Below are 23,336 nucleotides of genomic sequence, written 5' to 3' on the forward strand. Positions count from 1 at the left end.
TTACTGCTGATTGATAATTTATTAGTGTTGATTATCATAAATGCAGCCTATCAATTTTGTCAAAAGATTGTCGGTCAATCGATTTTCGATTTTCGATTTTCGATTTTCGATTGACTTGCGCGAGATAAATGCTCTTTCTTGAGGATTTTAGATTTTAGATTTGGGATTGATTCCACGGATAAATCACGTGGCGGGTACCACCTTTGAAATTCGTGGTCAAATTTATCTCCATCAGAGGGGCGGGTTTATTTATCCCCTGAGTTAGTTACAACTATTTCTCGTGAACCCAGCCCCTACAGACTAATGACTAATGACTAATGACTAATGACTAATAACTACTTTTGTGCTGGACGCGCGGCAGCCGGCGAAGCTGCACCCATTTGATTTATAGCAGCAATTAGCTGATAAAGCCGCCCTAAATCCCGCTGGTTGAAATGCAAAGTCAGGCGCGGCAGATCGAAAGTTGCATCTCCTATTTCCGGTGGCAAAGCTTGACTTTTTTCAATTTTTCCGGTGACAACAATATCGCTAAAATCAGTATTTAGCAGATCGACATTCTCCTCAGAAAGCTCTGTTTTCAAGCGAATTACCAGTTTTTCGCGCACGTAGCGGCAGGAGTGATAAACCAGATAAAAACTACCGATCGCCTCGCAAGCGACATTTACATCGTCAGTAATCGTATACAGGCTGCGATCGTCGGCTGAAATCAAACCCCGGCCCCGCAATTGTTTTTGCACAAAATAATTCCAATCATGCCAATAATCTCCTCCCGGTCGATCGATCAATACCAAAGGAGCCGGCCCGAACTTGCCAGTTTGAGTCAAAGTCAGACACTCAAAAGCCTCGTCCAGAGTGCCGAAACCGCCCGGAAACAGAGCTAAAGCATCGCTCTCCCGGAGAAAAAATAACTTGCGAGTGAAAAAATATTTAAAATTGAGCAATTTGGGATCGCCGGCAATGAAAGGATTAGAACTCTGCTCGAAAGGTAACTGAATGTTCAGCCCAAAAGAACGTTCAGCAGTCGCCCCCTCGTTCCCCGCCTGCATAATTCCCCCGCCGCCGCCAGTAATCACCATAAACCCCTGCTGGGCCATCGCCCGCGCAAAGTCTCTGGCCATCAAATATTCCGCTGATTGCGGTGACACCCTTGCCGAACCAAAAATCACAATTTTGCGAACGTGGCGGTAAGGATAAAACATCTCAAAAGCGCTCTCCATATCTCGGAGCGACGCCGCAATAATCTTCAAGTCTAGCCGATCGAGATCCTCTCTGGCCATTTGCACTATAGTAGAGAGCGATCGTTCGATCCACTCAGAGTGCTTCAACATTGGCAAGCGATCGAGCAAATCCATCACTTCAGCTTGGAGGGACTCAAAACCTTGACCAGACCCAGAAGGAATCATGAATTTTTCCGAAACGGTAACAATTTGTCGCTAAAAAAAATTAAGGGGCAAGCCCAAGTTAGAAGCCAATAGCCACCAGCCAATTGCCTTGCTGGCCACTAATAACTTTTCCAGTAGCTTTGCCCCGGTTCTGAAGGGAGTTAGCTTTCGCGGCCCAAAAAGAACAGCGCGAAACCGCTCGCAGTTCAGTTAAATGTACTTTTCCAGAGTGTTGGCCAGAGTAGTTTTCGGAACGGCCCCAACCACCATATCCACACGTTGACCGCCCTTAAATATCATCAGCGTCGGAATGCTGCGGATACCGTATTGGCTGGCCACGTTAGGATTCTCGTCGGTATTAACTTTTACTACCTTGACCTGCCCTTCATATTGCTGGGCAATTTCGTCTACGACGGGAGCCACCATCCGACAGGGCCCGCACCAGGGAGCCCAAAAATCCACTAGAACTAAAACTTCGCTATCGAGCACTTCCTGCTTAAAGGTAGAGTCGGTTACTTGCGCGGCTGCTGACATCCCTAGCCATCCTTGTAAATACTATTTCTCGGATAACAAGTTTAGCAAAAAGTGTAACCACTTGCGTCAACGATTTTAACAGAATGCTTCTCAAGGAAGAAGGAAGACGGTAGAAGGAAGAAGGCACAAGGTTTCTGAAGGAACAAGGCACTTATGTTTCCGAAGGCACTTATGTTTCCGAAGGCACAATGCACTTATGTAGAAGAAAAATTCTCGCCATCCCAGACTCTCCCACTCTCCCACTCTCCCTAGGGCTGTTTCATTCTCTTGTAGGGGCAGCAAAGAGTGGCTGCCCCCATGTCGCTCTTGTAGGGGCTGCCCCCATGTCGCAAACGCCTGCGATCATCGTCTGTGGGAGGGGTAGGCACGGGGGCACTACCCCTACAAAAGCCTGATTTTCGTGAGAATGAAACCGCCGTGCCCTCTTCCCCTCTCCGGAGCTAAAAGCCTCAATTCTGTATCTAGTAAGCAAGAGCCAAGATTTCCGGCAAAAAAGGAACCGCCCGAACAGTAGTCCGGGCGGAGTGTGGTGTGAGGAGTGAACGGAAACATGCGTCTCCGCTTCTTCTATTGTGACATCTCCTTCTCGATAATTCCACAATATTCTGTAAATTTCGAGACTGTGGAACAAATTTTGTCAAGGTATGCTGGTATTCGATCGGTAAATCTACTTACCCATGCCCAACTGCTGAGCTTTTTGATAGACTTTACCCTCAGTCAGCAGAGAAGGAGCAATGACCACTTCCACTTGCTGCATCTCCTTAAGATCCTTAGCGCCCAAGGTGCCCATGCTAGTTTTCAGAGCTCCGAGCAAGTTGTGCGTACCGTCATCTAGGAGGGCGGGCCCGCGCAAAATTTGCTCCACAGTACCCGTAGTCCCCACGCGAATCCGAGTGCCGCGCGGCAAAACCGGGCTGGGAGTCGCCATCCCCCAGTGAAAGCCCCGGCCGGGAGCTTCGGCGGCCCTGGCAAAGGGCGAACCAATCATCACTCCATCGGCACCACAGGCAATGCACTTGCAGATATCGCCGCCGGTAATTAAACCGCCGTCAGCAATCACCGACACGTATTTGCCAGTTTCGCGATAGTAGTCGTCCCGCGCGGCGGCGCAGTCTGCTACCGCTGTGGCTTGGGGAACCCCGACACCCAATACGCCCCTAGATGTGCAAGCAGCCCCCGGCCCAATGCCCACGAGAATGCCCGCAGCGCCAGTTTTCATTAAATTCAGGGCGACTTCGTAGGTGACGCAGTTGCCCAAAATTACTGGTATCGGCATCTCTTGACAGAATTGAGTTAAGTCTAGAGGCGCGATCGACTCAGGGGAAAGGAAAGCTGTCGAGACTACTGTTGCTTGCACAAAAAATATATCGGCTCCCGATTCAGCAACTGTTGAACCGTATTTGCTCGCAGCGGCCGGTGTACCGCTGACGGCGGCAATCCCTCCTCCAGCTTTAATTTCTTTAATTCTCAGGTCAATTAATTCTGGCTTGATGGGTTCGGCATAGAGTTCCTGCATCAGGGAAACAAATTCGTGGTTCCCCACACTCGCGATGCGCTCTAATATTGGCTGGGGGTCGGCATAGCGGGTTTGAATTCCTTCTAGGTTGAGCACCCCCATTGCTCCCAATTCCGACAGCAAAATCGCCATGCGGACATCGACTACTCCGTCCATTGCGCTGGCGATAATCGGGATTTCTCGATCGATCCCGCCAATCTGCCACTTGGTATCTGCCAAACTCGGATCGAGGGTGCGCTGTCCTGGTACGAGCGCGATTTCATCTATGCCGTAAGCTCGGCGAGCACTTTTGCCCCGCCCAATTTCAATATTCACGCTGTTTCACTTCCACAATGTATTTAAATTAGAGTAACAAAATCGTAGCCTGTCGGCAGGTAGCGATCGCGCAAATGAGTTTAACTACCAGCCGGGAAGTCCCGGACGTATATTTAGAGGGGATTAATCTGAGCGCTGCGCGAACTACCCCGTTGGGAATTACGCCCGCGTGATGAAAGGCTCGTCGGGTTTCGGTACCGAAACCGACAATTATTCTTTTATACCCCAAGATGCTCGGGAAATACTCTGATACTATATTAGCAAGTGGGGGTGGAACTACCTCACTATAAAAAGCCTGAGAAAAAAAAGGAAAAAGAAGCCTGCGGTCTAACTGTACTCAGTTGACCGTCAGGTTTGTTCACGTTGGTGAATGATGATACAGCAGATTGCAGGTTTATGAAATACACCTGGGATCGCTCCCCGTAGGGAAACGGCCCAGGGCATTGGTGACAACTTAAGCTGTCAGTCCGCCAAGTCCGCTAGTGGGCCCGCCAGTCCTTAGCGGTAATGAATTCCACGGGGCTTATAGCTAAAGTCCTCGCTATGAGGACTAATGAGTTTAAAATTTTTCTTCTCAGTCCTCATAGCGAGGACGTTCGCTTTGAGGCAGGGAATTCATTCCCTGCCGGACTATTGGTTGTATGTTAAGTTGACACGAGTGGGCATGGTGCCGTGTCCCTACTGCACTTCATAAACCCGGTTTCTGGGTCAGATTGCGTAAGCGCCGTTTATCCTATTTGATAACACGCCGTTGGTTCTGTTCCATCATTGACTTTAATGCCGACTGTTTTAAGTCTGTAAGATCGCGGATGGTAATTGAGCAACCGTCTCCCAATTTAACAGCAGTGAAATAATAGCATTTGCCAAGGTAATCACTTTCTAGATGAACCTCTCCTTCAAGCGATTCTCCAGTCTCAACAACTTCTACTAATAAATCAAACACTCCAGGACTCAATTGATTAAGCAGTTTTTTCAGCACTGGTTCGCTCGCGAAATCTGTTCGTTTTTTCCCTAAGAGTCTGGCAAAGACAGGGTTAACTACCAAGCAGCGAAAATCTTCAATTTCTCCAGCGATATCTCCCCTCACCGCCTCCACCGCAGCTATGCCATCCAGAGATGAGTTTAGCAAATTTGCCAGCAGGCTGCGAGATTGGTAGGCAATTTCTGCGGTTTGCTGGTGTCGCTCAATTGCTTCTTTAAGCTGGCGTTTTTGGTTCTGAATAGTGACCTGAGTTTCGAGGCGAACTACCACTTCTTCCAACTGAAAAGGTTTAGAGATGTAGTCAGACCCCCCTACCTTAAAAGCTTTAAGTTTATCAAAAACTTGGTCAAGTGCGCTTAAGAAAATAATCGGAATTTCTGAGGTGTTTTCATCGGATTTGAGGGCTTGGCAGACTTGATAGCCGTTCATGTCTGGCATTTTAATATCCAGCAATACAACATCGGGGGGATAATGGCGAACAGTCCTCAAGGCCATCGCACCATTGGTGACGCAGCGAACTTTATACCCCTCCTTAGTGAGAATTCTTGTGAGAAAACGCAGATTCTCTGGGAGATCATCCACAATTAAAATGTTGCCTTTGTAAGTTTCTAATTCATTGAGGTCACTTTCTCCTACCGAAGCCATCGTCATAGGTTCCCCTTCGAGTTTGGCCTCGGCGAGATCAGTTTGGGTGCTTTGCTTCTCTAGCAGAGAGCGGAAGTTATTCTTAGTAACTTTTTCCCCCATTACGTCTGAAATGCGCTGCCACAGGATGGAAGATAAATCTTTGATATGTCCTACACTGAGGTACAAGCTGTCAGCAACAGCACTATAAGTTGCGTTTTTCCAAGCAGCTTTTAAGATTTCCTGATCGAGCAAACTTAACGGTTTACTGGTTGGGGACTCTAAGGCTGATTCGAGAAATTCTAGGGCTTCTTCAAAAGTCATATACAAATCAATCTCATCGGGTAAGGTTTTTCAGTTTTGCACCCTAATTTTGAGTTATACACCGTAGTAAGTCGGTGGAGAAATTCCTAATAGCTATTATGACAGACTTATTGACACTTACGCTCCGGGACGATCGCCCCCGATCCTGATTCCACCTTGTCGAAACCCGAACAAGGGGATGGCCGCCGCCTAATTATGTGTGAGGGCGATCGGCTTAAACCCTTGTCAGCACAAGGCTTTTAAGTTGCTTGTCACCCCGTCAGCTATTTGAGTTTGTTCGCTTAAATTTTTGCCCACCTCTTTCTTCACCAGTCTTGGAGGCACTCCCACCAAAGAAACCGGGTTTTTTACCTTGGGTGCGGGCTGCAACCTCTGTATTTTCCTAAAAAAACACAGGTGATGGGCCCCCATGCGTAAGCCCTTTTCACATAACGCTCCAAATGATCCGACTTTTCCGACTTTACGATCCGACTTTTCCGACTTGCTTTATGCCGATCGCGCAAACATACTATTGAATAGCATCCACCAAAAGACAGAGAACAGTACCAGTCATGCTGTGATCTGCTCTATCTAAAGATAGTAAAACCAGGGCGTCCGACTTTTCCGACTTTACGATCGGACTTTTCCGACTGACAGGGGCGGGGGAGGGGAGCCAGGATACAGACATGGAAAGGATGCAGCCTCAAAAAAAGAGTAACTGAATCCAATCTTTATCCGCATAAATACTCAGACCACACTGAGCTAGATGTTTGCGGGATTGGGGTGCAACGAAAAAAGCAACAGAGGAATGTTCCTTCACCTTTATCTTTCACCACTTTTAAAATCATGTCAAATTCTCAATCCGTTATTGCAACAGACATTCGGACTTGTCCAGAAGATATAGAGAAAGCATTTTGGCAGCTATGGCAGCAGAACCGAGATTATCTTTACCGTTGCTGTCTCAGGTGGATGGGGGGGAATCCTACTGATGCTGAAGAGGTGCTCAGTCGCGCCATGCTCAAAGCTTTGGATAAATTGCCAGACTATGCCGAAAAAATCACCAATCTCCGAGCTTGGATCACCCGCTTAACCCATAATCTAGCTATAGATATACACCGAGAACGTCGCCGGAAAGCAATGCAGATGGAGGATATTGAAGAAGTAGCTGCTACAGGAAATTCAGCATTTATTTCTGGTTTGAACTCTCCTGAAGAGGCACTTCTACATCATGAGTTGGGACAGTACATTCGCCGCGCTATTGATACTCTTCCTTCTCGATTACGCAATCCGTTTATCCTGCGTTACTGCCACCAGATTGCCTATCAAGATATTGCCCAACAACTTGCTCTCTCGCTCAATAACGTTTACAAGCGCATCCAACAGGCACGAGATATTCTGCAAAAGCGTTTGAGCAGGTATGTTTCAGGGTTGGATGATGCTTTGTTAGATTCCTCCGAGTCGTCTAAAAAGGGGGACGTTGCCTCGATCGCAGATGAATTTACTGTAGGGGTAGTGCCCCCGTGCCTACCGCGTCAAGATTCTGGGGCAACTACGAGTGGGGCGATTCCCTACGGGATAGCTTCGCCGCGCGCGGGGGGATTGCCCCTACAATCCGATGAAACGATCGCATCCGACTCGATCGCCCCCATCCCTCAGAACATGGGCGAGACAATTAATTATCAGGTAACAGCAATATGTCTAGAAACACTACACTCCGGGTGGTATCCCTCACTCAGTCCTCTGGGGTGGAGTTGAATGCTTACCTGGTTGCAGACTCCAAGCCAACCCGACAAGAGCAGAAGCTGAAAACATTATCAGTAACCCGTGATTTTGAAATTCCTCAAAGACGACTATCCCACACCAGCCTAACTCTACCGATATCAGCAAGAATACGAAATCACTAGCAGTCTCAACATAGTTCGACGGGCATTAGCTAGCAACGGACAAATTATTCTCAACAATTTGAATTTCCTCTGCTGTCAATTCGTACAACTGATAAACCAGTTGATCTATTTCTTTTTCTAATTCTGTGGTGTCTGCTTTTGGTTCGGATTTTTTGGCGGTAAGGATTTGTTCGACTATTGATTCAATTCGTATTACAAGTTTTTCATTGTCAAATTTAACGGGTAAATTCTTTAAGATTGTTGGTTTAATTTGTGCCAATGTTCTATTCACTTCCATAGATAACAATCTATAGAAATAAGTTAATAATTTTGAGTTCAAAACTCCAACAATCAATTTATTGGAATATCTCCCATTACTCGCCATTACATACAATCCATCTGTCGGAAATATTTGATTAAAATCTAATCCCACAATTATTCGGTCTCCAGTAATTACACCAATAATCTTTTCTTGTTTAAGGAAAATATCTTTATTTCTTGGTCGATGCAAAGACCAGAAAGGATGTTTACCTTCCTCAACCTCTTGACAAGTTATCTGATCCTTAAACGTTTGTAGATAGCTGACAATATTAGGAATAGATTGATAATCGTCTGTTTTTTGTGTATAAATGATTTTTTTCCCCACATCTTGAACTAGATATTTTTTGAGATCTCGACCACCTGTAATCGTAGAAAAAATAAAATCTTTTTCTAATAAACATTTTTGAATAATTTGATCGTCAACAATAAAAGCATCTTTAAAATCAGGACTGATGCCTCTTTGAATCTCATCATGATCTACTAACTCAATCAATCTGGTATGTTTATATTTATTAATTATTTGATAGCCACTAATGTTTTTTGTAGGAATAGCTTTATTGGGAATATCCTCGAAAAAAGATGTATTGATTTCTGTTAGTAAAATATTAGATAGCTTGTCAGATTTGCCAACAAAATATTCGCCAATCAAAGAAATATTACTAATGTTAGATGTGAGGAGTATGATGCAAGAAGGTCTTGAGACATCTTCAAAAACTGTATCTCCTAAATTCAAAGCTATCTCTAATTGAGATTTATTGAATATTTTTTCGCGCAACTTTTCATTGTCAATTTGATATAAAATCACATCAGGAATAATTTGACAGACAAGACCGAATTTTGATTTAATGGAAAATGTTAAATTAATAAAAAACATAAAAGAATCTACCATCCTAACAACAATGTCAGAATTCATAGCTTTTATATGTTTTAGCTGATTAGGATCTATATTTGCCCCCCAAGGCGGATTCCCAATCACCACATCAAAACCCACAAAATCACCATCATTATTCAGCACTTCAGGAAACTCAAACCGCCATTCAAAGGCATTTTCGTAAATTTTGCCACTTTCTATTTCCTCAATTTCAACTTCTAACTTATCAATCTCATTACTTAACTTATTGATTTTCTTTTCCCGTGCCTTTTTATCCGTCGTTGATTCCTGAAATAACAACATTTGATTCTCTAAATTATAACGCTCACCCTCAATATTTCTCAATTTAGTCTTTTTCGGATCAATTCCTTGAAGTGTTGTGCGAAAATTTCCCTTAATAGATGAGATTATGCGTTCCATTTCCCGCTTCTGCTCTTTACTCTCAGCATTGCGGTAAGTTTGCACAGCATTTTTGTAACTATCAATATCACATTTACCCTTCCTTAAAGCTTGTCGCAAATCAACATCCAACGCAAAACGACTAATTAAAGAATTACCACATTTGATATTGATATCAATATTCGGCAAAGTTTCTAATTCAGTGGATCGATCGGGTTTGTAATACGCATTTTTCAAAAGTTCAATCCATAAACGTAACCGACAGATTTTGACGGAATTTGGGTTGATGTCCACACCAAATAAACAGTTTTCAATAATTGTTTGCTTTTCGTGAAATAGCGTTTCCTGTATGCGTTGGCTTTCCTGACTTTTTGGATTATATTCAAATAATTTTCCATCCTCATCGGTGACAATCAACTCATCATTTACAACTTCTACTTGATGATCTCTTAAAGTTTTCCCTTGTCTGTCAATCAAGATTTTTAGTTCACTTTTAATCGCAATAATTTCATTGAGTGCTGAAACTAAGAAGTGTCCAGAACCTACGGCTGGATCGCAAATTCTCAGACTGTTGATAATCTGGTTGGCTGCTTTTTTGTTGGTAATTTTGTCGTACAACTCATCGACAGTTTGGCATTCCCAGCTATTAGTTTGATTGAATTTGTGTAAAACTGCCCTGCGAATAGTTTCGCGGCACATATACATCGTAATGAAGCCTGGGGTAAAGAAAGAGCCATCTTTATAACCATTGATTTTCTCAAAAATTAACCCCAGCACAGAAGCATTAATCAGCCGTTTATTGTCTTCCTGAATTTCTGATGAACCTTCGCTGCTGAAATCGTAGGCATTCAGAAATTCAAAGAAATATTCCAAGCCATTAAGTTCGCCTGTGCGCTTTTTCCCGTTGCTATCTTTCAAGATGCTAGATGAGAAAATCGGCAGATTTTCATCCCGGAGATTGCTAATAGAAATAGTTCGGTGTTCGAGTTCGCTTAGCTCAAATAATGAACTGTTTAAATAAGGAACTTTGGCGAAAATATTTTGGATACTACTACTTCTTTCCTGTGGTTTGCGCGCCAAAACGCTAAAGAAAAGGCTATTCAAATCGTCATAGTTCTGTACTTTGCTTAAATTCAAAAATGCCAAGGATTTGTCGCCTTTGTGATATTTAATTAACTGCGCTTCTAATAATTTCAGGAAAAGGATGCGATTTACCCAAGTGATTGCTAATTCTAAGCCAACATTAAATAGTCTGTCTTGGTCAGTATCACCAAACTGTTCGGGTTTTTCGAGTCGGGAGATTTTGTCTAAACTATCAAGTTGATCGATCGCATTTTCAAGCAGTGAACCAATATTGCGATCGGCTGTTTTCCGCCCGATCAGTTTTTTGCCGCCTGCTTTGGTTTCCGTCAAACCGATGATGTGCAGTAATTCGCTGTAAAATGTTTGATCCAGACTGTTGCTATCGTTCGCAAACGGTAATTTCAATAAATGCTCTGGTGAAAGCAGCTTAAATAGTGAAATTAGTTGATTGTCATCTGGCTTTTCGGTATTCCTTAAAGATTGTTCGTAGTCTCGAATATCGAAATGGGTAAAAGTAATCTCGTCTTGGATTGCTTCAATAGCAGGTGCCGCAATTTCTTGATAGAAAAAGTCAGTTTTTTGGCCGGTTAGTCTTCCTGCTTCAAAATCGGTAAATAGCTTTACCAGTTCTTGATTCTGAGCAAATGTTTTTTCAAAAGTGCCAGCATCAAAGATGAACCATTCGTAAACATTGGTTGCAACTAAGTATTTGATTTCAAGATTTTTCCCCGAAATGCGATCGCGCAAAAAATAAAGTACCAATTCCTGAAAGGCTTTGCTATTCAGATTGTCAACCTTCACCATCTCTCCTTGGTTGGTTGGCTTTTTAGCTTCCAGAATTACACCAACGGTGTTTTTGGCATTTTTTCCGTTATGAATAACTAGGTCATTACGCCCTTTTGTGTTGATGAAATAATTGCCTTCATAATAAGTTTCACGCAAAAACTGTATCACGAGATTTTTATGAAATTCCTCCGATTCTGCTTCGTTGATGTGGCTGAGCAATACACTCAGATTGTGTTTGAATTTTGCAAAATTATCTCGATTTACTTTAACTTTCAGAAATGCTTTATTTAATGCTTTTATCGGCAGTATTTTATTTTTGTTCATGTGTTTTAAGTTTTAATTTATCTATAAAAATTTAATTTAACTATAAAAATGGAAGTAGATAAAACTCAAAAGCTTTCTATATAGGATTCGCCAAGTCGCTTTGCTTATTGTTGCCACTCAGCTTCGGGTTGTCGTTCCCTTCGACCCTTCGACCCAACGACTACGCTCAGGGCGACGATTCGCTGACTGAACCGGGTAGTCGAAGGGTAAGTCGAAGAGTCGAAGGGAGCAATGACCAAGGTACGTTAACAGCCTTGGCGGTTGCTATCAGTGAAGACCAAGGAGAAAACAGATACAATCAAGTAAAGCACAAAAATAAAATTTGTAAATATGAAACTAAAACGATTGGGACACGTAGCCGTCTGCGTGCAAGACATAGAGAAGTCTGCTGAATTCTACCGCAACTTGGGTATGGAGTTAGTCTGGAAAGATCCAGACTGGGCTTATTTGAAAGCAGGAGAGGACGGATTGGCGCTGTTGAGTCCGAGTTACGACCAAGCAGGGCCGCATTTTGGGTTTGTATTTGACGATCGTACCGAAATGGAATCCGCCTACGAACAACTCAAAGCCGAGGGTGTTTCCGTCACCCACATCCACGAACACCGCGACGGTACTGCATCCTTCTACGGCAGAGATCCAGACGGTAACGGCTTCGAGTACCTTTACGAACCGGCCTGACGATTCTAGGGCTTACGAATCAAAACCCAAGAAACCGGGTTTTTAGCGGTTTCTGCGAGTTGTAACGCCTCTTCTCGACAAAAACCCGGTTTCTGACCACGTGCGCGAACTCAATTAAGTAAGCGCACAGAAAAAAATAAAATACCCAGATACCCGGTTGGGCGTTCCTTCTTCCGTTCCCGGAACCTCGCTACAACTCCCCGAATAATCTGAGGTACTCAAACCGATGCTTCTAAAGTAAGGTGCAGACTCTGAATCCGAAATATATCCACAACTTCCGAAAATCGGCTCGATAATCTAAAATCTAAAATCTAAAATCTAAAATCCTCATGTTGCAGAGAATACAAGTCAGAAACCGCTGGAAATCAATCTTCAAACCCTGGGAAGAAGCAGACCCTTGGCTGTTTGGCGCTTGCATCGCCCTCACCATCTTCGGGGGAATCATGATCCACAGCGTGGAAATTAATCAGGGACTCATCAACTGGTGGCGGCACTGGGTAACTGGGGCCGTTGGTTTGTTCCTCGCCATCATCATTTCCCGCTGTCGTTACCAAATACTGATTGAGTGGAAATGGCCGATTTACATATTAATCAATTTGTCCCTGATCGCAGTGCGTTTTATCGGTACTACAGGACTCGGCGCCCAGCGGTGGATCAACATCGGCGGCTTTTACCTGCAACCGTCAGAATTTGCCAAAGTAGGCATGATTGTCACTTTAGCAGCTCTCCTGCACGACAAGACTGTTCCCACGGTGGGTAATATGTTGAGGATGCTGGCGATTATGGCTGTACCCTGGGGATTGATCTTTGCCGAACCAAATTTAGGTACTTCCTTAGTCTTCGGCGCGATCACAATTGGGATGTTTTACTGGGGTAATGTAAATCCCGGCTGGCTAATATTGCTATTCTCTCCTCTAATTTCAGTTCTCTTCAATAACCTGTCTACACCGATTTGGATAGCCTGGGTAGTTGTTGCGGGTATTATCGCTTGGCGAACCCTGCCTTGGCCGTGGTTGGGGACTTTCGGTGCTGTGTTGGTGAACGTTGTTTCTGGACACCTCGGACATATTTTTTGGAATGTACTCAAGGATTATCAAAAAATGCGCCTGACAGGGTTTTTAAACCCCGAGAAAGACCCTTTAGGCAGCGGATATCACTTGATTCAATCTCGGATTGCTATTGGGGCGGGGGAACTGAAAGGCAGGGGTTTGTTTCACGGAACGCAAACTCAGCTTAACTTTATTCCCGAACAGCATACGGACTTTATCTTTTCAGCTATTGGCGAAGAATTGGGGTTTATTGGCTGCATTTGCGTGCTGTTGGTGTTCTGGATAATGTGTTTCCGGTTGGTGACGATCGCTCAAACTGCTAACGATAATTTTGGTTCTTTGCTGGCGATCGGCGTACTGTCAATGTTGATTTTTCAGGTGTTCGTAAATATTGGAATGAACATTGGCTTGGCTCCGGTTACGGGCATTCCGCTGCCTTTCCTAAGTTACGGGAATGCGTCGCTGCTGAGTAATTTTCTCGGCCTGGGACTGGTGGAGGCTGTAGCAAGCCAGCGACAGCGCAAGAAGCGTTGGAATTAGGTAATTGGTAATGGGTTCTGGGAATGCGATCGCCCTTTTGATTTCTTTCGAGAGATTCTGCGGGCGATCGTATTTTTTGTCGATCGACCAAGGCGCATCTAAATTTTACGCTTCCTGAGCCGAGCCTTGATGACTGCCAAGTTTGATAAAATTCTTCTGGGGTGCGCGCGAGAACCCGCCAAAAAATAAAATTTAGAGACCCAACAGCTTAAGTATATCAACTTAATTAAACCACTCCTGATATAAAAAATAAATGCTTTTGTGCGCTATGGGTAAGCCACCCTCTGTGCAGTAGATGCCCTATTGAGGACGTTATTAATGCCTGAAACAATTGCTATTATTACATCTTTTCTTCTTCCTTCCTTCTTCCTTCTTCCTTCTTCCTTCTTCCTTCTTCCTTCTTCCTTCTTCCTTCTTCCTTCTTCCTTCTTCCTTCTTCCTGACATCCATTACATCCGTTACATCCGTTACATCCGTTACATCCGTTACATCCGTTACAAAATCCGTTGCCGAACTTCCTTCGCCTCTGATTACTCGTTCATATTCTTGTAGGTAGCAACAGCCGAAGGCGAACTCCGGTTTAAATAGCGAAATATCCAATACTTAAATACAGTATCCAATATCACTGGAAACGTCGCAATGAACAAAAATATGAACTGCCTATTTTCTGGTAGTCCCAAATGCCTCGATAAACCTTCAAGAATTACTTCCCAGCCATGAGGCGAGTGGAATCCCACAAACACATCTGTAAACAAAATAATTACGAAAGCTTTCGCACTGTCGCTGAGGCCGTAAATCACATCATCCATGAAAGACTTTAAAATCTCAATCTCTTTCTTGTTAGTGACGATAATCGCGGCAAAGGCTATGCAGGAAATCAAATCAGCAAAAATATTTTTAATGGCTCCACCACTTTCAGCGCGGTATTCCTCCGCTAGTTCAACTGCTTTCTCGGCAATCTTCTTTTCCGTTTCCTCTAAAGAAAGCGACGGAGCAATGCCTATTAACCTTTCAAATTTGAGGTGTTGCTCAAATCTTTCCAGTTCTTGGAATGCTTCTTCTTCCAGGTTAACATTTAGGAAAACTGGAGCATTTTCTTTGCCCCTAAAATGGTCAACTACCGGGCCGACTAGAAAGTTTTTTGCAATTTGATTCGTCAACAGCGGAACTAAAATCAAAAGCAAAATAAATCTGAGAGAAATAATTGTTTTTACTTTGGAATTGCGAAAATTCTTGACTACTTCTTTTTCCGCTTCCGGGTCTAAATCTTTAGTAATTCGATTCAAAGTTCCCAGAAGCGATCGCGGTAATAAATTCACTTCTTCATAGTTAGTGTCAACCTCACCATCGTGAATTTGAACATAATTAGCTGAACCTTTATTTTTGGGGTCAGGTGGAGAGCTGCTATTTGTAGATTTTGCCTGCCGATTTACTGAACTGACAACCGGAACAATTGCCGTCGATCTACTATTATTAATATACTTGTCGATGACTCCATCAATAAACTCTAGCTTCTCAAATATAAGGGAGGCTCTATCTTTATTGTTGAGATGTAATCCGTGCTGGTGATGATCCGCGCTGTACCCCGTTTTCGGTTTGGCCCCCACTCGCTCCGGCAGTTCCAAAAAAGAACGGCTAGCATTAAACTCAACCATTCGGGTTTGGATGACCTTGAGGTATTTTTGCAGCTCGGATTTAAAGTAAGACAGGGTGCTCTGTCCGTAATCTCCCGACGATCGCTCAGAGATTCCTTGACCGCCAAAATGCTCGTCTTCGATCGCCTTAATTGCTAACGCAGCATCGTAGGCCTGTTCTAGAGCCCTCTCAGGCGTTTCTCGATACCATTGGTGAAGGCTGTAGAGATATTTTACAATCCTGTTCCACGGAGAAGTATTCATAGCTAAAGCGGGTTAGTTGGCTGTAGACATTAGTGATTAAAGTATTCACGGTATGGTAACAAATTTACATAAATTGAGAACGGCCACCGAAGATTCAATTTGGATTGTCGGATCTGCCCGCAGCGGCAAAACCACTCGCTTAGTCGAGCAGTTCTGCATTTGGAGCAAAACTGTCAAGCCCTTGCCCACAACAGTTTCAGGGCGATCGAGTTCCGGGCGGCGGCGGGCTGGACAAACTGCCCCAGCAATTTTAGTCTTAGCAGCTAACGGAGACAACCGGCTAGAATTAGCCGATCGCATCGCCGTCGCTACCGAAGGAAAATATACCTTTCACTCCACAACGCCCTTCGGTTTTTTTGAGCAGGAGGTATTGCTATTTTGGCCCCTGCTAGTTCAGTCGCTGGATTTGAGGGCTCAATTTCCCCTGCGGCTGCAACCTGAAACAGAACTGGAACTTGCCGCGAGACTCTGGCGTCGCGAACTAGACGAAGGCATTTTGCAACAAACAGGGGTAAGCCCAAACCGAATGGTGCGTCGAACACTTGACTTATTACAACTTGCTGCTGTCAGCGGTACGCCCAGAGAAGAGATTCCCAGCATTCTAGAACAGGGATTTGCTGGTGACGGCGGCTCGAACAACCTGTGGACTAGCATGGGAGAGTTGCTCGAAAGGTGGTGCGACTGGTGCTTGACGCGGGGGTTCCTGACTTACGGGATTGTTTGCGAACTCTACTGGCGCTATTTGTTGCCGGATGCCACCTACCAGCAGCATTTGGCCTCTAGATACCAAGCTGCGATCGCAGACGATGTTGACGATTATCCCGCGATAAGTCGCCATTTGTTCGATCGAATGCTCGACTTCGGTGCAGCGGGGGCGTTCTCCTACAACCCAGATGGAGGAGTGCGTTTGGGCTTGGGGGCTGATACGGAATACCTAGCCAGACTCGAAGACCGCTGTCAAAGCGTGGTAAATTTGGACGAAAAAGCCGGTTTAGCCCTAGAGATTGGAGATTTAGCGGTAAGTTTAGCAGTTAATACTGAGGGTTTTTATCCTTTAGGCTTGAGTTTGCCCGGTAAAGTTCGATCGCTCCAAACCACTTCCCGGGCTCAACTGCTGCGAGAAACCGCCGAAATCATCGTGGATGCGGTGAAGTCACAAGCCGTGGAACCCCAGGAAATCGCCGTAATTGCCCCTGGGATGGATGCGATCGCCCGTTACAGTTTAACGGAAATTCTGGCGCGAGATAATATCGCCGCCGTATCTCTCAACGATCAGCGGCCGCTCTCGACTACCCCAGAGATTCGAGCTTTACTCACTTTGTTAGCCTTAGTTTATCCGGGACTCGGCCGTTTAGTCGATCGAGATGGCGCAGCCGAAATGCTGGTAGTGTTGGGCAGCCAGAAACACAGTTCATTGGAAACAGAAGATTCCAACTTGACGTTCAATCTAAAATCTCAAATTCACAATCAAAAATCGATCGACCAAGTGAGAGCAGGTTTAATCGCCGATCACTGTTTTTGTCCAGATATCGATCGACCTCAATTGCTGGCAATTACAGCTTTTCCCCGGTGGGACAGAGTGGGACACCGAGCAGCCAGGGCCTACGAGCAGATTGTGGAGTGGATCGAACAACAGCGATCGCAACAGCAGGAGCGGCTGTTGCCGAGCCCAATTGCCCTGCTCGATCGAGCCATCCAGAAATTTCTCATGAACGACAGATACCTCCCCTACGATCGGCTAGCAGCCCTGCGCGAGTTAATGGAAACCGCCACCCACTACTGGGAAATTAACGGGCGAATGCAGCGCGTAGAACCCACAAACGGCGGCGACTCAGAAACGATCGCCCGGTTCATCCAGTTGTTGCGCCAAGGAACCGTCACCGCCAACCCCTTTCCAGTGCGTCCCGAAGGCCCAGCAGCCAGAGCCGTCACCCTCGCCAACATCTTCCAGTACCGCAGCAGCCGCCGCGCCCACAAATGGCACTTTTGGCTGGATGCCGGCTCGCCCCTGTGGCTGAGCGGCGGTGCGGCGACATTGTTTGGCGCTCCCTTATTTTTGCGATCGCAACTGGGGCGCCCCTGGGAAACCGAAGAAGAAACGGCGGCTGACCAACAGCGACTGCGGCGAATTCTGCTAGATTTGTTAAGTCGCTGTTCCCTGCTTTACCTTTGCCACAGCGAACTATCCGTCAGTGGACAAGAACAAACCGGGCCGCTTCTGCCCCTAATTAACAGCTCTGTTTCTTGTCAGCAGTCAGCATAAGGCATTCGCTTCTGCAGGCAAGAGGCACATCTGTTTTCAGCATTGAACATTCGGAAAGAAAAAATTATGACGGCGAAGATTTTTATTTTTTCGGATTCTGGATAAATACACCGGGCTGACTCCAATCCCGACTTCTAGGTTCTATCGAAATAGCGCGATATTAAAGTATACCCAAGATAGGCAGCAAAACGTGCAATCATTAATATTTTGAAATCAAAAGATGCCCGGCTTAAAAAATATCTATAGCCGTTGCATTTTGGATTTAGTATGTTAGAAATGATGGGGTTATTAATCAATTTTAAGCCAGATTTGTGGCAACAAACTGCCGTCGCAAAGTAAACGATTTCTTAGAAATTCTTTGTAAATCCTTGTAAAACCTTATATTATGTATTGACAACAAAAATACCACCTAGCGATGACCAGATATGTCACACCGCCAGAAGCTTGCAAAATCCTGCAAGTCTCAGATAAAACCCTTAGAAACTGGGAACTTGCCGACAAAATATCAGCAATCAGAACTCCCTCCAACCAGCGACGCTACGACATCGACAGCGTTCTCGGAACCGGACACGACCGAATTACAGCCATCTACGCCAGAGTCAGCAGCTACAAACAACGAGAAGACCTTGACAGACAAGTCAGCTACCTCCAAAGTCTCTACCCGCAAGCTAAAGTCTTCAAAGACATCGGAGGTGGACTCAACTTCAAAAGAAAAGCCCTGCTTGCCCTTCTGGGACAAGTCATGTCAGGAGATATCTCAACAGTTGTGGTGGGACACCAAGACAGACTGTGCCGGTTTGGTGGCGATCTCATCAAATGGATCTGCGAGCCAAACAATTGCCAACTCATGGTTCTGGGCAGAAACGAGCTGTCTCCAGAACGATAAATGGTTGAAGATGTGCTTGCCATCATCCACGTCTTTAGTTGCCGAATCTACGGCTTGCGAAAATAAAAATCTGCTATCAAAGAAGATTCGAGTTTACCCGGAAACCAAGCTAGCAGCCAAATGGAGGACTTGGATTGCAGCAAGTAGATGGTGTTACAACCAAGCAATTGCTATCCTTAAAGACGAAAGAATTGGCAAGTATGAATTAAGAAAAAAGGTAATGGGCTTGGCTCCCACCTGGGTTTCCGAGCAACCTTACAACCCGCGACAAATGGCAGTCTTTCAAGCTTTTGAAGCACACAAGGCAGCTAAAAAGACAAAAGGAACGGCAAAATTCAGAAGCCGTTTCGATACATCTGAGACTATCCGGTTTCAAACATCTAATTGGAAATTGGGGACTTTTTATCCAACTTCTACTAAAGGGCTAACCTTTAAAGCCTCGGAACCTATCATCGAGGTAATGCAACACGAACCAACACTCAGCTTGATTAACAGGCAATGGTTTATCTGCTATGCAATTGATGTACCAAAAATCAAGCCGATTGATAGCGATTTGGTGATAGCTTTAGATCCGGGCGTTAGAACTTTCCTTACTGGTTTTGACGGCAGTGGCTTTGTCGAAATAGGAAAAAACGATATCGGTCGCATCTATCGGCTAGCAAGACATCTAGACAAATTAATGTCCCGCATTGGGGTAAGTAAAGGAAGGCAATTCAAGCGGCTGAGGTATGGCCTGCGAAAATCAGCAGCAAAAATTAGAATCAAAATCAAAAACTTAGTCAATGAATTGCATAAAAAAGCTGCAAAATATTTGACAGGCAAGTACAAGTTAATTTTCTTGCCAACCTTCGAGACGCAACAAATGGTCAAGAAAGGTAAGCGCTCTTTAGCAACTAAAACAGCTAGGGCGATGGTCACTTTAAGTCATTATCGTTTCAAGCAAATGTTGAAGCATCAAGCCACTAAACATGGTGGTGTTGTAGTAGACGTGACAGAAGAGTACACCTCAAAAACCTGTTCAAAGTGTGGACACATTCATACTAAATTAGGCGGGTCTAAAGTCTTTAAATGTCCAGAGTGCGGACACACTCTGGACAGAGACAAAAACGGTGCTTTCAATATTTTGTTGAAAGCTTTGAGAGATACCTCCTTGATAGGAGAGCTTGCTGCTTTCTCTATCTTGCCATACACGGTTATTCCTGGCGAGCGTCCGGGATTTACCGGGTTAAATGTATCTGATACTAATCAGTTCTTAAAGTTAATCGGGATCGTCGTTTAAAGGAGCCAAAATAATGCCAAGTGCAGTGCCAGCAGTAATTATACCACCAACACCAACACCAGAACCACCTCCAACACCAGAACCACCTCCAACACCAGAACCACCTCCGACGCCGCCAACACCTCCAACCCCAGCACCACCTCCAACACCTCCAACACCTCCCTCCGGGGACGACACAATTGGCGACATAGACGACACAGGGGGCGGAGGCCAAGGTACCTCGCCCGGAATCATCGGCGGCGTAGTCCGTGGCACAGAAACCAACGATTCCTTAGTTGGCAGTCCCGGGCCCGACGTGATTTCCGGGCTGCAAGGCAACGACAACCTCCAAGGAGCCGACGGCGACGATTTAGTATTCGGGGGCGATGATGACGACGTGCTGTTCGGCGCGCCAGGGAACGACGTTCTCGACGGCGGTTCAGGACTCGATACCGTGTACGGAGGCAAAGGCAACGACTGCCTCGACGGGGCAAATAACCCTGACCTGCTGTACGGCAATGACGCCAACGACACGGTAATCGGAGGCGAAGGCAGAGACACGGCTTATGGGGGAAAAGGCAGCGATAGCTTGCGTGGGGGTTCTGGCGACGATAGCTTTTTGGGCGATCGAGGCGACGACATCGTGTGGGGCGACCAAGGCAACGACTCGCTCTTCGGTGGCGACGGCGAAGACTTGCTATTTGGCAACGAAGGAGGCGACTGGCTCTACGGAAACGCCGGCGGGGACACATTTTTTTCCGGCGACGGCGACGACATCGTATTCGGCGGCGACGGGGACGACATCGTGGACGGCGGTGCTGGCAACGACGTTCTTTGGGGCGAAGCAGGCAAAGACATAATCGCAGGAGGCGAAGGCAGAGATGTGTTCGTCATCGGTGCATTCAGTTCCCCCAGCGGCAGCAGCGACGGCACTAACCCGGCATTTGTCACTACAGGCGGCCCCGACATCGCCGATGCCGACATTTTCACAGACTTTCGCCAAGGCGAAGATTCGATCGGGTTAACCGGCGACCTCAAGTTTGAAGATTTGGTAATCTTCCAAAGCACTGAGACGAAAGCCGGCAGTACGATTATTCGCAACGGCGTCAGTGGCGACTTTTTAGCAGTATTGCCCGGAGTAGACAGCAGAACCCTAGGGCGAAGCTCATTTGTAATTGCCCCCACAGTTCCCGGCAGCGCAACTCCGCTTCCCCTACCGACGCCGACAGGAAGTCCGACACCGACAGGAAGTCCGACACCGACAGGAAGTCCGACACCGACAGGAAGTCCGACACCGACAGGAAGTCCGACACCGACAGGAAGTCCGACACCGCCCACACCGACAGAGCCACTGCCGACGTTCCCGACGCCAACAACAGGAAGTCCGACGCCGACAGGAAGTCCGACGCCGACAGGAAGTCCGCCGCCGACGTTCCCGACGCCCATCTTTAACCAACCTCCAAGAGCAGTTAACGATAACTTCACCACGGTTGCGGGTCAAGAACTCAGTTTCAACGTTCTGTTGAACGACACTGACCAGGAACAAAGCGCTCTGACTGTCACGACTTTTGCTCCAGCAAGCAAAGGGAGCCTGGTTCCCGTGGGCGGCGGCGTATTCAAATACACCCCGAATCCCGGCTTCTCGGGTACTGACAGCTTCAGCTACTCGATCGCAGACGGCAGCGGCGGCACAAGTAAGGCGGTAGTAACCATCAACGTCAGTAGCCCGCCGCAGCTAAAAATTAACGAGGGTGTGGTGGTTGCCAAAAGTAATCCTATCGGGACAATCACTGCCGCCGATTTGTTAATCACAGATCCCGACAACAGCCCCTTGGAAATCGTTTACACGATTACTAAAGCCCCCGATGCTACCAGAGGTTTTGTCCAAAGGGGTAGCACATTTCTCAACGTGGGCGGCAAATTCACCCAAGACGATATCAATAACAACATCGTCAAATACAACTTGCTGGCAGCAGGTGGCAGCGACACTTTCACGTTTACAGCCTCCGACGGATCTGCAACTATCGGGCCGGCATCCTTTAGCATCACGGTGGTAGATAATATTGTCGATCGCAGCGCACTCCCGGCCAGCAGCTTTACAGGCAGCAACCTCAGCGACTTCATCGTCGGCGGGGCCGGCGACGATACCCTATCTGGGGGCGACGGCAACGACCTGATCGATGGTAATGGCGGCAACGACCTGGTATTCGGTGAAGCAGGCAACGACTCGGTGGTGGGTGCGATCGGCAACGACACCGTTGACGGCGGACTGGGCAACGACACCGTTGACGGCCAAGACGGCATAGACTCGCTGATCGGCGGGCTGGGCAACGACCTGATGTTCGGCGGCAATGACAATGACAACCTCTTGGGCGGTGACAACAACGACACCATTGACGGCGGAACAGGCAATGACTCGATGTTGGGAGAATCCGGCGACGACTCGATACTTGGAGCAACCGGCAGCGACACCTTACTTGGTGGCCTTGGCGACGACTCCCTCGACGGCGGTGCAGGCGACGACATCCTCGACGGTGGACTGGGCAGAAACTTGCTCGACGGCGGTATCAATAACGATTCCATCTTGGGCGGCGACAACGATGACACGATGTTGGGTGGAGGAGGCAACGACACGGGACTAGGAGGTTCGGGCAATGACTACGTGTTGGGCGAGGCCGGCAGCGACTCCCTCGACGGCCAAGCGGGCGACGACACTCTCGACGGCGGTGCCGGCAGCGACTGTCTCAGCGGCGCCTTCGGCAATGACTTGGTATTGGGCGGCGATGACAACGACTCGCTTTCCGGCGGTGCAGCCAATGACATTTTGGGTGGCGGTGCCGGTTCTGACTTGCTCACGGGCGATGCTGGCAATGATTTCTTCTACTACGAAACTCCCAGCGAAGGCGTGGACGTGATTGCTGACTTTAACGCTAACGGCAGCGAGACCGACAGATTTTTGTTCAGGTCGTCAAATTTCGCAGGTTTAACCAACTCAGGAACTACTCTCGATTTCACCAGTTTTATCGTCAGGAATATCGGGTCTAGCGGCGACGACATCAGCAAGCAATCAGTCATTTTGTTTGAATCTAAATTTGATAACGCTCAAGCAGTAAATGCAGTGTTGAAAAATCAAAAGGGTTCGAGCAAAACGGGAGCTTTCTTCGTGTACCTGAACAATACTTTTAACAAGTACGTTCTCGGCTTCGACCCGAATGTGGCAGATGACAGTCTCCCAGCTTTCGATTTGGCAGTGTTGAATTCTATTCCTACAGTGCCGGGAGCCCTGAGCACCGTCATTACTGCATCTGACTTTAAGTTTATTTAGTAGTTTTTGAGTAGCGTCGCAAGGAGTCGGAACAATGCCAAGTGCAGTACCAGTAGCTTTTCCCCCACCGTCGCCGTCCCCGGCACCGTCGCCGTCCCCGGCACCGTCGCCGATGA

General features: G+C 46.5%; 13 protein-coding genes and 1 pseudogene. 7 read left to right on the top strand and 7 right to left on the bottom strand.

The annotated features are described in order from the left end of the window. Positions 1 to 335: 335 nt before the first annotated feature. The 4 genes from QT992_RS05265 to QT992_RS05280 form a co-directional block, all read right to left on the bottom strand. A complete protein-coding gene (locus QT992_RS05265) occupies positions 336 to 1,403 on the bottom strand; it encodes an LOG family protein (protein ID WP_333337896.1) in 1,068 nt (355 codons plus the stop codon). Positions 1,404 to 1,592: 189 nt separating this feature from the next. Beyond that, complete coding sequence (gene trxA, locus QT992_RS05270; protein ID WP_333337892.1) at positions 1,593 to 1,916, bottom strand: thioredoxin; 324 nt, start codon at positions 1,914 to 1,916, stop codon at positions 1,593 to 1,595. A 667-nt stretch (positions 1,917 to 2,583) separates the two neighbouring features. Continuing rightward, positions 2,584 to 3,747: a GuaB3 family IMP dehydrogenase-related protein gene (locus tag QT992_RS05275; protein ID WP_333314846.1), complete on the bottom strand. Its 1,164-nt coding sequence runs from the start codon at positions 3,745 to 3,747 to the stop codon at positions 2,584 to 2,586. Positions 3,748 to 4,480: 733 nt separating this feature from the next. Continuing rightward, positions 4,481 to 5,677: a response regulator gene (locus tag QT992_RS05280; RefSeq protein ID WP_333314848.1), complete on the bottom strand. Its 1,197-nt coding sequence runs from the start codon at positions 5,675 to 5,677 to the stop codon at positions 4,481 to 4,483. A gap of 825 nt (positions 5,678 to 6,502) precedes the next feature. On the opposite strand from QT992_RS05280, the gene QT992_RS05285 reads away from it, so the two are divergent. Next, positions 6,503 to 7,411, top strand: coding sequence for a sigma-70 family RNA polymerase sigma factor (locus tag QT992_RS05285; RefSeq protein WP_333337888.1), 909 nt, complete (start codon positions 6,503 to 6,505; stop codon positions 7,409 to 7,411). 174 nt (positions 7,412 to 7,585) lie between these two features. Here QT992_RS05285 and QT992_RS05290 read toward each other — a convergent pair whose 3' ends face one another. Next, positions 7,586 to 11,323: a DUF7149 domain-containing protein gene (locus tag QT992_RS05290; RefSeq protein ID WP_445305790.1), complete on the bottom strand. Its 3,738-nt coding sequence runs from the start codon at positions 11,321 to 11,323 to the stop codon at positions 7,586 to 7,588. Positions 11,324 to 11,653: 330 nt separating this feature from the next. Here QT992_RS05290 and QT992_RS05295 point away from each other — a divergent pair, with 330 nt between their 5' ends. Then, positions 11,654 to 12,001 carry a VOC family protein gene (locus QT992_RS05295; RefSeq protein ID WP_333314853.1) on the top strand — a complete coding sequence of 116 codons (348 nt, stop codon included), beginning with the start codon at positions 11,654 to 11,656 and terminating at the stop codon, positions 11,999 to 12,001. A gap of 329 nt (positions 12,002 to 12,330) precedes the next feature. Further along, on the top strand, positions 12,331 to 13,590 hold the full coding sequence (rodA, locus tag QT992_RS05300; RefSeq protein WP_333314855.1) for a rod shape-determining protein RodA: 1,260 nt from the start codon (positions 12,331 to 12,333) through the stop codon (positions 13,588 to 13,590). A gap of 266 nt (positions 13,591 to 13,856) precedes the next feature. Here rodA and QT992_RS05305 read toward each other — a convergent pair whose 3' ends face one another. Together QT992_RS05305 and QT992_RS05310 are read right to left on the bottom strand one after the other, a co-directional pair. Continuing rightward, the gene (locus QT992_RS05305) at positions 13,857 to 14,036 is read right to left on the bottom strand and encodes a hypothetical protein (RefSeq protein ID WP_333337880.1); all 180 of its coding nucleotides are present in this window, start codon (positions 14,034 to 14,036) and stop codon (positions 13,857 to 13,859) included. Positions 14,037 to 14,120: 84 nt separating this feature from the next. Beyond that, positions 14,121 to 15,488 carry a proton extrusion protein PcxA gene (locus QT992_RS05310; protein WP_333337877.1) on the bottom strand — a complete coding sequence of 456 codons (1,368 nt, stop codon included), beginning with the start codon at positions 15,486 to 15,488 and terminating at the stop codon, positions 14,121 to 14,123. Positions 15,489 to 15,540: 52 nt separating this feature from the next. On the opposite strand from QT992_RS05310, the gene QT992_RS05315 reads away from it, so the two are divergent. The 4 genes and pseudogenes from QT992_RS05315 to QT992_RS05330 all read left to right on the top strand — a co-directional run bounded on the left by QT992_RS05315 (position 15,541) and on the right by QT992_RS05330 (position 23,220). After that, a complete protein-coding gene (locus QT992_RS05315; protein ID WP_333337875.1) occupies positions 15,541 to 17,751 on the top strand; it encodes a recombinase family protein in 2,211 nt (736 codons plus the stop codon). A gap of 415 nt (positions 17,752 to 18,166) precedes the next feature. Further along, positions 18,167 to 18,703 (top strand): annotated as a pseudogene (locus QT992_RS05320) (IS607 family transposase). Continuing rightward, on the top strand, positions 18,648 to 19,916 hold the full coding sequence (locus QT992_RS05325; protein WP_333317509.1) for a transposase: 1,269 nt from the start codon (positions 18,648 to 18,650) through the stop codon (positions 19,914 to 19,916). Before QT992_RS05320 ends, QT992_RS05325 begins: the two are co-directional and overlap by 56 nt. A 13-nt stretch (positions 19,917 to 19,929) precedes the next feature. Beyond that, entirely contained in the window at positions 19,930 to 23,220 is a 3,291-nt protein-coding gene (locus QT992_RS05330) for an Ig-like domain-containing protein (RefSeq protein WP_333376661.1), read from the top strand. Positions 23,221 to 23,336 lie beyond the last annotated feature (116 nt).

It is taken from the genome of Microcoleus sp. T3_D1, from assembly GCF_036700405.1.
In the GTDB taxonomy this organism is placed as follows: domain Bacteria; phylum Cyanobacteriota; class Cyanobacteriia; order Cyanobacteriales; family Microcoleaceae; genus Microcoleus.

What these genes read in the sequence shown, in the direction of transcription:
- QT992_RS05330 (WP_333376661.1), top strand. Translation starts at nt 19,930, where the DNA reads ATGCCAAGTGCAGTGCCAGCAGTAATTATACCACCAACACCAACACCA.
- QT992_RS05285 (WP_333337888.1), top strand. Translation starts at nt 6,503, where the DNA reads ATGTCAAATTCTCAATCCGTTATTGCAACAGACATTCGGACTTGTCCA.
- QT992_RS05305 (WP_333337880.1), bottom strand. Translation starts at nt 14,036, where the DNA reads ATGTCAGGAAGAAGGAAGAAGGAAGAAGGAAGAAGGAAGAAGGAAGAA.
- QT992_RS05310 (WP_333337877.1), bottom strand. Translation starts at nt 15,488, where the DNA reads ATGAATACTTCTCCGTGGAACAGGATTGTAAAATATCTCTACAGCCTT.
- trxA (WP_333337892.1), bottom strand. Translation starts at nt 1,916, where the DNA reads ATGTCAGCAGCCGCGCAAGTAACCGACTCTACCTTTAAGCAGGAAGTG.
- QT992_RS05295 (WP_333314853.1), top strand. Translation starts at nt 11,654, where the DNA reads ATGAAACTAAAACGATTGGGACACGTAGCCGTCTGCGTGCAAGACATA.
- QT992_RS05265 (WP_333337896.1), bottom strand. Translation starts at nt 1,403, where the DNA reads ATGATTCCTTCTGGGTCTGGTCAAGGTTTTGAGTCCCTCCAAGCTGAA.
- QT992_RS05315 (WP_333337875.1), top strand. Translation starts at nt 15,541, where the DNA reads ATGGTAACAAATTTACATAAATTGAGAACGGCCACCGAAGATTCAATT.
- QT992_RS05290 (WP_445305790.1), bottom strand. Translation starts at nt 11,323, where the DNA reads ATGAACAAAAATAAAATACTGCCGATAAAAGCATTAAATAAAGCATTT.
- rodA (WP_333314855.1), top strand. Translation starts at nt 12,331, where the DNA reads ATGTTGCAGAGAATACAAGTCAGAAACCGCTGGAAATCAATCTTCAAA.
- QT992_RS05325 (WP_333317509.1), top strand. Translation starts at nt 18,648, where the DNA reads ATGTGCTTGCCATCATCCACGTCTTTAGTTGCCGAATCTACGGCTTGC.
- QT992_RS05280 (WP_333314848.1), bottom strand. Translation starts at nt 5,677, where the DNA reads ATGACTTTTGAAGAAGCCCTAGAATTTCTCGAATCAGCCTTAGAGTCC.